The organism is Streptomyces sp. NPDC017448 (assembly GCF_044330565.1).
Taxonomy (GTDB): domain Bacteria; phylum Actinomycetota; class Actinomycetes; order Streptomycetales; family Streptomycetaceae; genus Streptomyces.
In genome coordinates this window covers 115,280-129,937 of sequence record NZ_JBIRLM010000017.1, presented here as the reverse complement: position 1 = coordinate 129,937, position 14,658 = coordinate 115,280, and the positions used below count along the sequence as shown (strand labels likewise).

The 14,658-nt window shown below is 70.3% G+C and carries 14 protein-coding genes and 1 pseudogene; 10 read left to right on the top strand and 5 right to left on the bottom strand.

Going from position 1 to position 14,658, the window contains the following annotated elements:
* The first annotated feature begins 45 nt into the window (after positions 1 to 45).
* Both ACH4K1_RS25165 and ACH4K1_RS25160 read left to right on the top strand, forming a co-directional pair.
* On the top strand, positions 46 to 1,521 hold the full coding sequence (locus ACH4K1_RS25165) for an NUDIX domain-containing protein (protein WP_398091720.1): 1,476 nt from the start codon (positions 46 to 48) through the stop codon (positions 1,519 to 1,521).
* On the top strand, positions 1,518 to 2,453 hold the full coding sequence (locus tag ACH4K1_RS25160; RefSeq protein ID WP_398091719.1) for an NUDIX domain-containing protein: 936 nt from the start codon (positions 1,518 to 1,520) through the stop codon (positions 2,451 to 2,453). The genes ACH4K1_RS25165 and ACH4K1_RS25160 overlap by 4 nt, the downstream gene beginning before the upstream one ends.
* A 439-nt stretch (positions 2,454 to 2,892) precedes the next feature.
* Here the strand turns inward: ACH4K1_RS25160 and ACH4K1_RS25155 are convergent, their stop codons facing one another.
* Entirely contained in the window at positions 2,893 to 4,062 is a 1,170-nt protein-coding gene (locus tag ACH4K1_RS25155) for a hypothetical protein (protein WP_398091718.1), read from the bottom strand.
* 155 nt (positions 4,063 to 4,217) lie between these two features.
* Between ACH4K1_RS25155 and ACH4K1_RS25150 the strand changes: the two genes are divergently transcribed.
* The 8 genes and pseudogenes from ACH4K1_RS25150 (at position 4,218) to ACH4K1_RS25115 (ending at position 11,136) form a co-directional block, all read left to right on the top strand.
* A complete protein-coding gene (locus ACH4K1_RS25150) occupies positions 4,218 to 4,646 on the top strand; it encodes a phosphotransferase (protein ID WP_398091717.1) in 429 nt (142 codons plus the stop codon).
* Positions 4,647 to 4,708: 62 nt separating this feature from the next.
* Entirely contained in the window at positions 4,709 to 5,515 is an 807-nt protein-coding gene (locus tag ACH4K1_RS25145; RefSeq protein WP_398091716.1) for a PIG-L deacetylase family protein, read from the top strand.
* A 104-nt stretch (positions 5,516 to 5,619) separates the two neighbouring features.
* A complete protein-coding gene (locus ACH4K1_RS25140; protein ID WP_398091714.1) occupies positions 5,620 to 6,189 on the top strand; it encodes a GNAT family N-acetyltransferase in 570 nt (189 codons plus the stop codon).
* Between the two features lie 30 nt (positions 6,190 to 6,219).
* A pseudogene (locus ACH4K1_RS25135) lies at positions 6,220 to 7,119 on the top strand (transposase family protein); the annotation flags it as partial.
* Between the two features lie 180 nt (positions 7,120 to 7,299).
* Entirely contained in the window at positions 7,300 to 8,403 is a 1,104-nt protein-coding gene (locus ACH4K1_RS25130; RefSeq protein ID WP_398091713.1) for an NUDIX domain-containing protein, read from the top strand.
* Positions 8,404 to 8,581: 178 nt separating this feature from the next.
* Positions 8,582 to 8,917: a hypothetical protein gene (locus ACH4K1_RS25125; protein WP_398091712.1), complete on the top strand. Its 336-nt coding sequence runs from the start codon at positions 8,582 to 8,584 to the stop codon at positions 8,915 to 8,917.
* Between the two features lie 846 nt (positions 8,918 to 9,763).
* Positions 9,764 to 10,081 (top strand): hypothetical protein, encoded by a 318-nt coding sequence (locus tag ACH4K1_RS25120; RefSeq protein WP_398091711.1) that lies wholly within the window; start codon positions 9,764 to 9,766, stop codon positions 10,079 to 10,081.
* On the top strand, positions 10,078 to 11,136 hold the full coding sequence (locus tag ACH4K1_RS25115) for a zeta toxin family protein (RefSeq protein WP_398091710.1): 1,059 nt from the start codon (positions 10,078 to 10,080) through the stop codon (positions 11,134 to 11,136). The genes ACH4K1_RS25120 and ACH4K1_RS25115 overlap by 4 nt, the downstream gene beginning before the upstream one ends.
* A gap of 108 nt (positions 11,137 to 11,244) precedes the next feature.
* Here ACH4K1_RS25115 and ACH4K1_RS25110 read toward each other — a convergent pair whose 3' ends face one another.
* The 4 genes from ACH4K1_RS25110 to ACH4K1_RS25095 all read right to left on the bottom strand — a co-directional run bounded on the left by ACH4K1_RS25110 (position 11,245) and on the right by ACH4K1_RS25095 (position 14,544).
* Positions 11,245 to 11,643 (bottom strand): DUF4913 domain-containing protein, encoded by a 399-nt coding sequence (locus tag ACH4K1_RS25110; RefSeq protein WP_398091709.1) that lies wholly within the window; start codon positions 11,641 to 11,643, stop codon positions 11,245 to 11,247.
* 42 nt (positions 11,644 to 11,685) lie between these two features.
* Positions 11,686 to 12,495 (bottom strand): hypothetical protein, encoded by an 810-nt coding sequence (locus ACH4K1_RS25105; protein ID WP_398091708.1) that lies wholly within the window; start codon positions 12,493 to 12,495, stop codon positions 11,686 to 11,688.
* Between the two features lie 41 nt (positions 12,496 to 12,536).
* Positions 12,537 to 14,129, bottom strand: coding sequence for an ISL3 family transposase (locus tag ACH4K1_RS25100; RefSeq protein ID WP_398091707.1), 1,593 nt, complete (start codon positions 14,127 to 14,129; stop codon positions 12,537 to 12,539).
* 166 nt (positions 14,130 to 14,295) lie between these two features.
* Entirely contained in the window at positions 14,296 to 14,544 is a 249-nt protein-coding gene (locus tag ACH4K1_RS25095; protein ID WP_398091706.1) for a hypothetical protein, read from the bottom strand.
* Positions 14,545 to 14,658: the final 114 nt, after the last annotated feature.

Here is a 14,658-nt window from a genome sequence, read left to right as displayed (position 1 = left end):
GACCCGGCTCTCAACCGCCCCGTCCACGCTCCCTGTGAGGTACTGATGCCGCCCACCCGATCCCACATCCGTGAAGTCGTCACCGCCTACCTCGACCGCCACCCCGATGAGCGCCGCGCCCTTACACCACTGCTGGACGGGCTCGATGACCCGTTCGACCCCACGTCGCGGGCGACCCTGCCCGGACACATCACGTGCAGCGCCGCCGTGATCGACCACACCGGCCGGGTGCTGCACGTGCGGCACAACGCCTCGGACGGGCTGCTGCTCGCCCCCGGCGGGCATGTCGAGGCCGGTGATGCGACGCTTCTGGCCACCGCCGTCCGCGAGGTCCACGAGGAGACCGGTATCGCCCCGGCGCTGCTCTGTCAGAGCGCCGCTTTCTGCCACGAGCCCGCCGACATCGACGTCCACCCCATCGACGCCAACCCGGCCAAGGGCGAAGCGGCCCACCAGCACTACGACTTCCGGTTCGTCTTCCACCTTGTTCCCTCCTCCACCGAGACGGCTTTGCAGGCCGAGGAGGTTTCCGCCGCCGTCTGGCTGCCGCTCGACCAGGTCACCTCCCCCACCCTGCGGAAGAAGCTTCTCGGCGCCGACCTGAGCCCCGCCCGGGAGCCGGTCAACGCCTCCGTGATCGTCCACGACGCGGCCGGCCGCTACCTGGTGCATCTACGCGACCAGCTCGAGGGAATCTGGGAACCCGGCGTGTTCGCCCTTCTCGGCGGCGGCCGGGCCCCCGGCGACGCCTCCCTGGAGGCGACCTTGCTGCGCGAGCTCAGCGAGGAAGTTCCGGGGCTGCGGCTCACCGGTCTGGAGCCGTTCGCCGTGGAGGAGGCCACGAGCGTGGACGGGCTGGGCGTTCCCGTTCAGATTTTCACCGGCGTGTGGCGGGGGCACCCGGACGCCGCCGGACTGCGCGAAGGGGTCCTGCTGCACTGGTGCACCCCGGACATGCTCGACCGGCTGCCCCAAGCCCCCGGCCTCGGCGACCTGATCCGCCGCCACGCCGCCCAGCACCCCCCGGCCTCCGCCCCGCCCCAGGCGCCCCGCCCGTCGGCCGACCGGTCCCCGGCGGGGACCGAGCTCCACATCGTGGGGGTCCACCTCTACCTCCAGGACGCCGACGGCCGGGTCCTTCTGGGACTACGCCACCCGGACTCCGCGTACGCCGGGAACATCTGGCACGCCCTGGCGGGGCACTGCGAGCGGGAGGACGCGATCAGCTCCCTGATCAGGGAGGCGGAGGAGGAAGCGGGGCTGATCCTCGATCCCGGAGGGGTCGAACTTGTGCACCTGGTCCACAGCCAGCGCTCGCCCACCGCGAGCCCGAGAATCCAGCTGTTCTTCCGGGCCCGGTCCTGGTCCGGTGTCCCGCAGGTGCTGGAACCCGACCGGTGCGTGGAATGGCGGTGGTTCAACCCCAAGGAGCTACCGGACAACACCGTGCCCTACACCCGACAGGCGATCGAGGCGATCCTCGCCGGCCGCCCGTACTCGGACATGGGGTGGACACGATGACGCACCCGGTGAGCAGGGGCGAACGGCACGCCGAGCCGGTGGACGTCCACCTGATCCTGCGCCGGGAGACCGGCGATGGGCCGGAGGTCCTGCTGTCCCGGCGGATCGGGCAGGTGGCTGCCGCCGGCCTGTGGCACCTGCCTTCGGGGCATCTGGGCGGCCCGTGGGAGGACATGGTCACCGCCCTGGCGCGCGAGGCCCGGGAGGTGCCCGGTGTCGTCATCGACCCAGGCGATGTCCGCGCGGCCGTCACCGTGCGCCACCGCTCCCCGGGGGGCGACGCCCGGATCGGAGTGTTCTTCGAGGTGCGGCGGTGGCAGGGCACCCCGAAGGTCATGGAGCACCGGGTGGGCGACGCCATGGAGTGGTTCCCGTTCGATGCCCTGCCGGAGCCGATGGTGGCGTACTGCCGAGCTGGGTCGGATGCCTACCGGTCCGGCGCGCGCATGGCCGTGCACTTCCAGGAGCCCGGCGACCCGATCGCCCACGACCGGACCGTCGACCGGCTGGTCCTGCTCCCGGTCCCCGACACGCGCGGCACGGTCCCGGAGCAGGCGGTACGCGCGTTCGCGGAGCAGGCGGTCGGCCGGATCACCGCTTGGACGGACGTGTCCTGGGCAAGGGCGGAAAGCCGCGTGTGGAGGGCGACCGGTGCCGAGGGCGGCGAGTGGTACGTCAAGATCCACCAGAGCGACCGCTTCCCCCACCGTGAAGTGTCCGCGCTCCGCGGCTGGGTTGCCGGCCTCGGCGCGGCCGCGCCCCGGCTGGTGGCCGCCGACTTCGCACTGCGCGCCGTTGTACTCACCGCAGTGGGCGGCCGCGCCCTGCACGGCCGCCGTTCACCCGCCCGAACAGCAGCGGCGGATCTTCCACCGCATCGGGCAGCTCGCCGCGTCCATCCACCACAGCACCCCGCCCCGCCCCGTCGCTGACAGTCCGCCGGCGGCGAAGCTGGAGCGGCACCTGTCCGGAGCCGTGAACCATCTCGCGCCCGGCGACGAGAAGTTCATCCGCGCTACCGCCGAGAGGGCTCTCGGCCTCGCCCCCTGGAGGCCGTGACTACGCACGGTGACCTCCAGCTCCTTCATTAGACAAGTCGACTGTCGGGTCCAAAGTTGTCGGAACTTTGGCCCATGGATCTCAGCTGTTGTGATGCCCGGTGACGACCCATCCCTCCACGTCCTTGAGGTCGATCACCCCAAAGTCTCCTGCCGAAGATCCGGCATGCGCCGGGCCGAACCTCGGGGAGGGGGCCCACGTCCTCCGCGAACAGCCCTCGGCGCGGGGCGGGCACATGCAGTCGGGCAGTGCGGTCATGGCTTCGCCGTAGCGGTGCGTCGGGTCCGGAAGGCGGCGCGCGGCGGGGCTGTCCTACTCGGCCGGCAGACGGAGCATCGGTTCGAAGGCCGCGTCCTCCTCGCCCTCGACCGAAGGGAGGAAGCCGTCCGGGACGGTGCGGGCGGCCGTGGTGAGAAGGCGGGCCAGGACCTCGGGCTCGGTGGCCGGGGGGAGGCGGAGAGCGGCGAGGAGGCGATCGCGGACCTCGGGGTGGTCCGGGTTGTCCTCAAGGTAGTCGGCGTTGAGCGCGGGGGGACGGAAGCCGGCCAGGGCGTCGTGCCAGGAGGGGAGAACGATGGCCAGGGTCAGGGCCTCGGCTAGGGACTCCGCGATGAGGGAAGCCTGGCCCTCGGAATCGGTGTAGAGGACGGGGCGGACGCGGTCGGAGCCGGCCGGGCCGCAGAGGTAGTGGGTCCCTCCCGCGTTGCAGCCGGCCACAGGCTCCACCGGGAGACCGGCCGGCAGGGCGATCGACTCGATGGGGTCGGTCCGCGTGAGGTCGAACTCACCGTCGCAGGCGAGGTACGCCTCGACCTCGGGGTCGGCGGCGATCCGGCGGAGCAGGGCCTCGTCGGAGAGGGCGGCCGGGTTGAGGCCGCGGGCGGCTTCGGGGGTCAGGGGGTGGCCCGCGAGGACGTGGCGGACGGTGTCGAGGGGGACGGGCCGCCCGTAGTCCTCCTCGAAGTGCGCCTGGACGGTCTCAGGGGAGCGGTCGGTGAGGAGGCGGAAAAGGTGCCCGGAGCCGTCCGGGTCCGAGCTGCCCGAGGGGAACTCAATGCCCGAGCCGGTGCGCCAGGCGCTGCCGCCGGTCTCCCACCACAGGCAGGCGGTGACCCGCGGGGCGCCGAGGCCCTCGTCGACGAAGGCCGGGTCGTCCAGGAGCGGGCGCAGCGCGGCGGGCACCTCGTCGATGACACCGGGCCAGACCTGTTCGTCGTCCGTGCCGTACGGGCTCATCTCCGACTCGTGGTCGAAGCCGCGGACGAGCACACCGGCCGGGGTGAAGAGGACGGAGAAGTCGTCACCCGAGCCGTTGTCCATCAGGGCCGCCTCCGTCCCAGGCCCCCAGGTGGTGGAGAAGGAGTAGCGGGAGAACCGCGGGTCGCGGCAGATCGCCTGGTCCAGCACGGCCAGCGCGCGCAGGTGCGCGCGGAGCTCGGCGGGGTCCGGGAGGAGGGCGGCGGTCGTGTGCACGGTGTCCATGGGCTCATGTAAGCAGCCGGCACTGACATCCAGGGCGGTGGATCGGTCACGCCCTCTCTCACTCAGGGAACGAAAAGCCCAGCTCACGCAGGCGGGGCAAGCACACTGCGAGGCATTGCTCCACAGACGCGGCATCGGTTCGCACAAGGACCACGGTGCCCACCTCCCGGCAAGCGGTGCGTCAGCAGTGGATCGACCGGCACTTCTCCCGCCTGCTCGGCATCCCCACCATCCAGGTCACTTCCTGGACCACCGGCCACGGCGATCTCCACGTGGGGAACCTGCTTCCGCCGCCCTTGGTGCTGATCGACTGGGAGGGTTGGGGCCGGATGCCGGCGGGGTTCGATATCGGACTGTTCCACGCGTACAGCCTGACCGTGCCCGCCACCGCGGCCCGGATCAGAACCACGTTCCCCGACATCCTCCGCACAGAGGAAGGACGGATCGGTGAGCTGGTCGCCTTGGCCCAGCTGCTCCAGGTATCCGAGCGTGGCGGTCACCCCGAACTCACCCCGCACCTGGCCCGGCGCGCCGAACAGCTCACCGGCATCCCGGTGCCGATGCCCCCGGGGGCCGCCGTGTGAACATCCAACAGCCCGGCAGGCCAACCCCCTGCCCGTCACCGACCCACGAAGGGCAACCACCGGTGGCATCTCCGAACACGCCCTCCCTCCTCGGCGTATTCGCCCATCCCGACGATGAGAGCCTGCTGGCCGGCGGGGTGCTCGCACAGCATCATGCCGCCGGCGCCAGCACCGCCGTCGTCACCGCCACCTGGGCGCCGACGAGCCATCGGGCCCCCGAACTCGCCGAGGCCCTGAACGCCTTGGGCGCCGGGCCCCCGCGGCTGCTCGGCTACGCCGACGCCCGCAACCCCGCCTCGGCCCCCGACGGCGCCGTACGCCTCGTCGACGCGCCCCTCGACGAAGCCGTCGGCCGCCTCGTCGCACACATCCGCGAAGTCCAGCCCGATATCGTCATCGGCCACGATGCCCTGGGCCAACTCACGGGGCACCCGGACCACCGGCGCGCCCACCAGATCACCCTCCTCGCCGTCGAGGCCGCCGGCCTGCCGCACCTGTACCCCGAAGCCGGGGAGCCCTGGCAACCTGCCGCTCTGTACGCGGCCACGCACTCGCAATCCGGCGTGGGCCGGCTCGGCCCGCTCCTTCAGAGCGTGGGCAAAACGCTCCTCGCGGTGCCGGACGCGTACGTGACCACGACCGTCGACGTCTCACCGTGGGCCGCGGTGAAGACGGAGGCGATCCTCGCGCACCGCAGCGAGGTCGCCCGCGAGCGGCCCCTGCCCGGCCTGCTCGCCCGCCTGCCCGAAGCGGAACGCGACGAGATCATCCGTACCGAGTCCTTCACCCGGCTCACCCCCGGCCCTACGCCGGGTGACCCTCACCGGCTTACGACTTGGGGAGCGATAGAGGCGGGCCCCCGGCCATGACGTGAAGGCGGCCGTCCCATGCTGCTCCTCCAGCACCCCACCCGGTGACAGACGCGGTCCGAAAACGCCTGGACCGTCAGACCCGCCTCGGCCATGCTCCTCACGTGACCACCTACCTCGAGTCCGAGCGCCTGACTCTGCGCCCCTTCGCCGCCGCCGACGCGGACCTGCTGATCGAGCTGGACAGCGACCCGGCGGTGATGCGCTACCTGACCGGCGGCGCTCCGACTCCGCCGGAGGAGGTCCGCGACCTCGCCATCCCCAGCATCCTCGCCGGCTACGAGCGCTGGAATCACGACCTCGGCCTGTTCGCCGCCAACGAGAAGGACGGCGGCGCGTTCGTCGGCTGGTTCTGCCTGCGTCCGCTCCGCAGCGGCCCGCGTGAGGAGGCCGAACTCGGCTACCGCCTGCGCCGGGCGGCCTGGGGCCGGGGCTACGCCACGGAGGTCTCGCAGGCGCTGCTGGCGAAGGGGTTCGCCGAGCTTGGGATCCGCATGGTCTGGGCCGAGACGATGACCGTGAACCGCCCTTCGCGCAACGTCATGGAGAAGCTCGGGATGACGCTCGCGGAGAGCATCCCCACACCGGAGGACATGATGGCGGTTGAGGGTTCCGAGCACGGGGGTGTGCGGTACGAGATCACGAAGGATCAGTGGGAGCGGCGGCAGGCGTAGGCGGCGCGAGGCGCGACACCCGTGGATGTGATGTCATCAGCCCGCGCAGCCTTGTCTCATCGTGCCCTATCGGGCATATCCCGACAGCATCTTGCCGAACTCGTCGCTGAGCTCGCCCCGGCATGGGAGGCGCAGCAGGAGCGGCGCGGCGGCGATCGCCGCTGCGAGGCCGGTGCTGGCCCGAAGCGTCGTCTGGTGTTCGTCGATCGAGTGCTGGTCACGCTGGCGCACTTGCGACACGATCTTCCGCACTCGGCCCTGGCTGTGCTGTTAGGAGTGGACCGCTCCACAGTGTCAGCCGCGACCCGGCAGGTCCGGCCGCTGCTGGCGGCGCGCGGGTTCGCCGTGCCCGACCAGCCCGCCATCCGGCTGCGCACCATCGAGGACGTGTTCGCCTGCGCCGAGGCCGAAGACGTCGAGCTGCGTATCGACGGCACCGACGTGCAGGTGAGACGCCCGAAGGCCGGGCGTCCGGGCCGCAAGGCGTTCGTATCCGGCAAGCGCAAGCAGAACACCATCAAGACCACCACGTTCAGCGACGGCCAGGGCCGCGCCCTCTATTCCGGGGTCGCGCGGCCAGGACGAATGCACGACCAGACCGCGGTGCGCACCGAGGGCATCGCCGAGCAGCTGCGCTGCCGCCCCGGCGTCAAGGTGCATGTCGACGAGGGCTACCGGGGCCGGGCCGACCAGTTCCCACACCAGGTCATCGCTCCACCTCGCAAGCCGAAGAAGGACGCGGCCCTCGGCGAACAGCACGCCTGGCGGCACGAACGTCGAGCACAGTCCTCCAACCGGATCTGCGTGGAGCGCGCCAACGCCGAGTACAAGCAGTGGAGGCCCCTGCAGCGCTACACCGGCCGCCGCGAAGACTTCGCCGAGATCCAAGCCGCCATAGCCGGCCTGGTCTCCGACCGGTCAGCCCGCCGGGCCGCCCGCCTCAAGACGAGCAAAGAACTCGTCCTCGCCGCCGACGCCCGCCCGACGTTCTGCTGATCAATCCCAGGCGGATTGCTCAGCCGAGCCTGCCCAGATTCTTATCGCACCCCAAGCCGTTATCGCCTGACCAACCGCTGTCCCCATGGTTCCGCCCTCACGGCCGGAGACGAGATGACCGCCACGCCCGCCCCTGACGCGCCGCCCAGCACGATGATGACCGACGAGGAGTACGGAGCCTTACGCGCCTCGGCAGCCCTGTGGGCCGGTACGTCCGTGCTGATCACCGACCAGCGCGGCCGGGTCCTGATCCAGCACGTCGACTACCGCACGACCTGCCTCCTCCCTGGCGGCGCCGTCGATCCGAACGAGTCCCCGGCCCGGGGCGCCGCGCGGGAACTGCAGGAGGAACTCGGCGTCACCATGAACGTCGACCGAGGGCTCGCTGTGGACTGGGTCAGCGCCGACAGCCTCAACGCCCCTGCCGGCATGCGCTTCCCCGGCGAGATCCTGCACGTCTACGACGGAGGCACGTGGGACGACGAGCAGATCGCCGCCATCCGGCTGCCCGACCGCGAGATCACGTCCGTCGAGTTCGTCGAACCCGCCCGGCTGCCCGATCTGATGGCCCCCGGCGACGCCCGGCGGGCCCTGTCCGCCCTGCGCGCCCGCATCAACTCCGCCGGGCCCGCCCTGCTGGAGAACGGCCTTTCCATCACACCCACCGTCTTGGACCGGGCCGGTGCCCTTCGCACCGCCCGCGCCCGGCACCACCTGCCCTTCCACGCCGAACCCGCCCCGGAGCAGCTCTCGGTGGTCCAGGTCTGGGGCTGGCCCCTCGGCCCCGACGGCCGCGTCCTGGTGTTGCTGGAACCGGACACCGGCGCAGCCCTCCTGCCGGGCGGCGCCCCCGAACTCCCCGACCGTGGCAACCTCCTCGTCACACTACGCCGGGAAGCACGCGAAGAAGCAGCGGCCGAGTTCGGCGTACCGCTGTTCCTCGGCCACCTCTGCGATCCCGACAAGCCGTACGCCCGCCTCCGCTACGCCGCACCCCTCACCCGCCTCGGCCCGCCATCCGCCGACCCGGCAACCGGCCGCACCCACATCCGACTCCTGGCCACACCCGAGCAGGCCCTGGAGCTCTTCGACTGGGGACTCCCGGCGGCCGACCAACTCGCCGCCGTTCACCGGGCCCGCGCACAATTCGGGATCCCCCGTGCCGCGCGGCAGCCCCTCACCGAACTGCCGGACGCCGCCGACCTCACCGCCTTGTAGCCCTCGGTCCGCTTCGAAACGAGGACTCGCATGAGCAACACATCACCCGCCCTGAGCAGCAGTAGCAGGTCGCATAGCGTCCGCTCCATGGCGAGGACACTGCGCCTAACGAGCTCGTGCGCGGTAAGGGAATGACCTCGCTGGGTTTGCCGGTGAGCGCGGTTGGTACTGTCCGGCCGTGACTCTGACGGACCTTCGAGACGGATTCCGCGACGCTGAGCAGCGCCAGTGTGTTCAGGCGATGATCGCCAGTCGCCTGGCGGATGATCGCGAGCCGCAGGAGTGCCGGTATCTCATGCGCTTCTGGTGGCAGCTGAGCATGCCGTATCGGGAGGTATCGGTTGCGGAACTGCGTCTGAATGTCGGCCGGCAGAAGCTGGACGTCGTCATGGAACTGGTCAGCGCCATCAGGTCGTCCCACGAAGAGATCGACGCATGGCTGTCCGGCGCAGTGCAGACGTTCCCGGTGCTCCAGGACCATGGCTTCAGCGCCACCTTGGACAGCCGCGATTGAGGCCAGAGCTTCGTCAGGCGCCGCCGGCAGATCAGTGCGCATACGAGGGTGAGGAAGGCTTCGTGGATGCCGTCGCGGCTCTCCCAGCGGATCCGTGGACGCCGGAACCAGTGCGGATGCGCGAAGGCACGCTCCACGACCCAGCGTTGGGCGCCCGACCCCGAGCCGTGCTCGGAGCCCGGCGGGCGATGACCGGCTTCACGCCGAGGGCCCGGACGAGACGGCGGTACTGGTCATGGTCGTAGCCGCGGCCGCCCAGCACGATGCCCGGGCGGCACCGAGGCCGGCCCCCGCTTGCCCCGCCCTCGCTGGTGTCACAAGGAATTCGACGCCGTCGCCCCCGCGCAAGGGCGCACCGGCAGCCCCTGGTTCGCATGCCCTGGCCTCGTGCCACGGAGAGGACTCGTCCGGGTCGGCCCGCCACCCGGCAGGCACACGGCCCCGGGGCGGGCGGTGAGAATCCGCGGTGAGGGGTTCCGCGCGCGGGCTCGGTGTACGCCGCCGACGACGATCAGGCCGCCGAGCTCGCCCTGCGCGACACGAAGGGTCCGGCAGGTCAACGCCGACGACGAGACGGGGGAACTCCTCGACTCGTCGTCCGCGGCCGCACCGACGGCCCCCGCAGTTGGACCTGGCACGACCCGGTCGTGCTCCCCGTCCTCGCCCATGGGGCCGCCGCGGATGTCAAAGTGTGACGCATGCCCGCCCCGTCGCCCTGAGGGGTATGCGGGACTGGCCCTCCGGTCCGCCCGGGTGACCTGCCACCAGACCGGCGGGCGCGGGAAACGACTGTTCCTGTTCGCCCTCCACCCATCAGAATGAGCACATCTTCAAGAAGGGGGCCTCATGCCGAACCGGTCCGAGAGCAACGGAATTTCCATCACCCACGCGCTGGAGGCACACGGCTGGTCGAACGAGGAGACGGCCGCGTACGAAGCCGCGATCGAGGCGGTCAACGGGGCCGTCGGCGCCTACAGCAGCCTTATCGCCGCCGAGGAGGCCAAGCCGCAACCGGACCAGTCGCTGATCACGAAGGCGCGAGAGGCGCAGACCAGGCTCGCCCGTGAGCGGGAGGCCCTGCGGTCCGGCGACCGCAAGCAGATCGCCGCCGCCCGCCGGAAGTACGCGCAGCTGGCCAGCGACGTCCGTGGGGGACAGGCGTGATCGACCCCCAAGAGGTGGAGCGCCACCGGTTACCGGAAGTCGAGAACCAGCGCCTCTTCCGGGAACGGATCGTCCCTGACCTTCTGGCAGGCGCCGAACCCCAGGAAACGCCGACAGTCGTCTTCCTTGTCGGCCAGCCCGGTGCGGGCAAGAGCAAGGTGACCGAGATGGTCGCTGCCGTGCTCAACCAGAACGGCGGGTTCGTGGATGTCGACAGCGACCTCTACAAGCCCTACCACCCGTCCTACGACGCTCTCATGGCACAGGACGACACGCTCATGGCCGCTTACACCCGCGCCGACGGCCGGGCCTGGATGGCGCAGGCCGAAGAGTACGTTCGCGCTCATGGGCTGCACGCGATCATCCAGGAGACCTCGCAGAACGCACAGGCCGTCGAGGACAAGATGCGCGCGTACCGAGAGTCCGGAGCCCGCGTCGAGGGCTTGTTCATGGGCGTCCCGAAAGCACTGAGCGACCAAGGCATCGTCAACCGGTACTTTGAGCAGCTCGCGGACCGGGGGCAGGGCCGCCTCACCGTCCAAGCCAACGCCGACGAGTCGTTCGAGGGCATCCTCGATCTCGCCGACCGAGTTGATCGCGGGGCCCTGGTCGACCTGGCGAGCGTCTACCGTCGAGGCGAGAGCAAGCCGCGCTACAGCAACAGTCTGGACGACGCCGGGCAGTGGGTGGCTCCTCCGAGGCTGCGCGACGGGGTCGAAACCGAGCGGACCCGCCCACTCGGCAAGGACGAGAGCGCAGGATTCGTCAGCACCCAGCTGCGGCTGCGTGAAGCCAGCCGCCCGCTGGGCCCGGAGTGGCCGGATCGGTTGGCCCGGATCGAGCGGAACGCGGCCCCGATCCTGTTGCCCGCCGACGCCAAGCTCCTGGCGCCGCCGACACGGCCGTTGCCGGCGGCGGCGCGATCCCGCAGCACCACCACCGCCCGCAGGCCGGACCAGCCGAGCCGCGGTCCTGCCCCGAACGCCGGTTCCAGGCAGCAGCCTCCCCAGCACAGGCCGGAAGGGCCCGGAGCCGGGCGAGGACGGAGCAGATAGCAGCAGGTGGAGGGGCGGACCGCACCCACAGGGCCAGGTCCGCCCCACCGGCATGTCGATCGCACGGCTGCGAGGGTACCGATCGACCACGAGCCGTAGCGCGGCAGGTCATGACCGGTCTGCGGGGCGCCAGGCGCGGGGAGCCGAACCGGGCAGCCGGTGCTCGACCCGGTGCTCGCCCTTGTCGCATCCGGCGAAGGGGCCGCCGGAGCCTCGCAGTTCACGCAGGACGGGGTCCAGATGGCCGCGGTGCCACCCCGAGGTCCCGGTGTATCCGCAGGTGGCCGGGTCGGTCAGGTTTTCATCCGGCCGAGGGCGAGCAGAGAGGGGGCGTCCAGGACGAGCCCGCCGTCCGATACCTGGTTGTGGGTCCTGAACAGCGCGGCCAGGGCGGCGCGGGCGTGCTCCCAGCGTCCCGTGGCGGCCAGGGTGGCACGGTATGCGCGCAGGGGGCCGGGGGGCTCTCTTCACGAGTTCGGGTTCTGGCTCAAGTTCCGTGGAGCGCATACGTTGAGTTACGGCCAACATGTAGAAACATGGGCCTCTTTGTCAGAACAGCGGGTCTTCGGCGCAGCCGCCTGTCCCGTTGCCCGCCCACCACGAATCGTGGTCCTCCATGCGGGTGCGTAGTTCACGGACGGCGATGTCGTGCACGTTTTCCAGGGGGCCGGTGTCGTGCCCCCAGGCGTTCAGCGCGTCCAGTGTGCGGTCGCGTTTGCGTCGGTCCGTGCTGGTGCTGAGCAGGCGGTGGGCGTGGTCAGCCAGCTCATTCCGGTGCCTGATGAGGGCGTGGTGCTCTATGAGGGGAAGGGCGGCGACGAGGGCCGCGTCGCGCACCTTCGCATTGTCGTCGGTGAGGAACGGTTGAACGGCGGTGTAGATCAACGGGCGCAGCTCCCGGAAAGCTCGCATGTCGGGGCATGCGTCGAGGAAGCCTTCATCGAAGTGGCGTTCGCCTATCGCGACGGTCTCGTCGTCTGCGTCGTAGGCGGTGTTGCCGAGCCAGTCCAGTAGCGTTTCGCGGGTGGGGTGGCGCAGTGGTCGGAGGTCGGCGCTGTGGGGGTGTTCGCCTGCTGCGGTAGCCGGGTGGTGGAGGATGGCCGCGACGTAGAGCGCTACAGGCACGGTGGCTTCGTAGATGCTGTTCTGGTGTGTCACTTCGCCGAGCGAGTCCTTGGCGGCGGCCTCCCTTACGGCTGGATCGAGGTCGAGGAGACGCGTAAGCGCGGCCGGCAGGGACTCGCCGGTCCCGTACGGAGTGGCGAGCGACGCCCAGTCCGTCCTGTCCAAGAGCTCCTGAAAGCAGGGGAGCTCGGGATGAGGGTCGTTCTCCGTCGTTCGGCTGCCGCTGTTGGTCACAGGCCGAGGCTATAGCGTGGGCAAGCCTGCGCTGGGCGTGGTCATCCATAGAGAAGGACGCGCTTTCGTAGGAGATTGAACCCGGCTCGGCCGAACATCTGACGCTTGAGCATCTTGATCCGGTTGACGTGTCCTTCCACCACTCCGGAGCTCCAGGGCAGGGTGAGGCCGGCGATGACCGCCTCGCGATCACGGTCGATGCCTGCGGCGAGCGTATGGAGGCCGGGAAGGTTGTCTCGCCGGACGGCATCGAGCCACTGCAACAGCCGTTCGCCCTGGCGCTCTGTGAGCATCTGGCCGCAGGAGCGGACGTGGCCGGTGAGAGCGTCGAGTTCAGGGCAGTGGACCGGAATGGCCTTGGGCCGAAGGTGCTCGGTCTCGGTGAGGGTCTCCGGTCGGCGAAGGATCCATCCGGCGACGACCCGGGGTGACGGTGGCCGAGCCGTGATGGGGCCTGGCGAGAGCCGCTTCTCCCCGAAATAGGCGCGAACCCGCTGGTGGCTGCCCTGATAGCCGAGCGGCACGATCTCCTCCCACGCCCTCCCGGCGTTTGTCCATCCCTGGTTCCAGCGGTCATCCAGGTAGGACTTGAAAGCGTCGAGCTTGGACGGCCGACCCTGCCACTGCCCCTGGAACAGCTCCTCCGGAGTGGCCGCGTCAGCGAAGAGCTTGACGGTGCGGGAGGTCATCCGGAGTTGGCGGCCGATCGCCCTCCGGCTGAGCCCGGCGGCCAGCAGTCCGTGGACGGTCGCGTGGTTGACGCGGGTGCGGTCGGCGAAGCGGTGTTCCCTCGGCCAGGGCGAGCCAGAGGGGTCTTCGAATTTCTCCGGCTGAGGGGCACGCTGGGCTGGATCTGGCGCCGGGACCTGCAGGCATCCGCGGTGGTCTGCGACGCACCGTTCCGCAGCCTCGCTCAGGTTGCACCACAGGTGCCGCCTGTCCGCGACCTGCACCGCCTGTAGTGCCCCGGCCGTAGCATCCTCGGCGAAGAATGGTGCCCCCTCGCGGCAGATCACCTCCGCCTCGGGCCGTTTCGCGAGCCAAGCGGCCAGGCTGGACGCCTCCCGGTCGGGCAGCAGGTCCACTGGACGCCGGCTCTCGACGTCGACCAGGACCGTCCCGTAGTGACGCCCTTTACGAGTCGCGTACTCATCGACGCCAACCACCCGCAGAGCCGGAACTTCGGGGACAGGCAACGCTTCAACCAGCCGCAGCCCCGTGCTGCGGCTCACGGACACGCCGAACACACTCACCAGGCGGGCACCAGCCCGACCGGCGAGCGCGAGGCCGACCGCGGCCAGCGTCGACCGCAGCCGCTCGGTCCGCCGACTGCACCGAGGGGTCAAGCCTGGCAACTGGTCGGCGAAGGTCCGCCGCTCGCACGAGATCACCGGGCAGAAGAATCTGCGGACGCGCAGGTAGAGGACGACTCGTCTGCCTTCGCTGGGCCCATCAGCAGGAAAGCGCAGGTAGGAGATGTGAATCCGCCGTGACCAGTTTCCGCACTCGGAACAGATGGCTCCGACTACCGTACTTCGGGCCTCTATGCGTACCGCTTCGTCCTCCACGTCGACCGACAACACCGCCACGTCGGCGATGGACGGGAACAGCAACTCATCCAGCCGGAGCACCACTTCTTCAATGGGCCGAACTGCCAGCCACACAACACCCGGTACAGGTCAGTTCCGGGCAACCCGCCAGGTTCCGATCGCCTGGCAACCGTCACTCAGCGTGCATGGTCCACGGAAAGTGAGCCAGACCCGACTCGGGTTCTGGCACAACTTCTGTGGTGGATCGTTCTCAGGCGGGAGACGGGCTGGTGGGCTCCGCAGTGTCGTGGACCAGCTCAGCGAGCTGCAGCAGAAGCCCGTACGTAGCCATTCGGCCGTGGACGCGGAGGAAGTAGGACCGGCTGGAGCACCTGAAGATCTCTCGTCGGTTCACCTTCCAGAGCTTGTGCTCGTACGTGCTCGCCGCCTCCAACAGGGCCGATTCGGCTTCCTCCGCACTGCCGTCGAATTCCGCGAGCGTACGCGCGTCTCGATCCATCTCGCTGACACCGTCGACGGGTATGGCAAGCACAGTCCATCGGGACACATTGAGATCCGTTCTCCCCCGCACCGCCAACCGCGGCGCGCACCACACAAGTGTGGCAGACGCGCC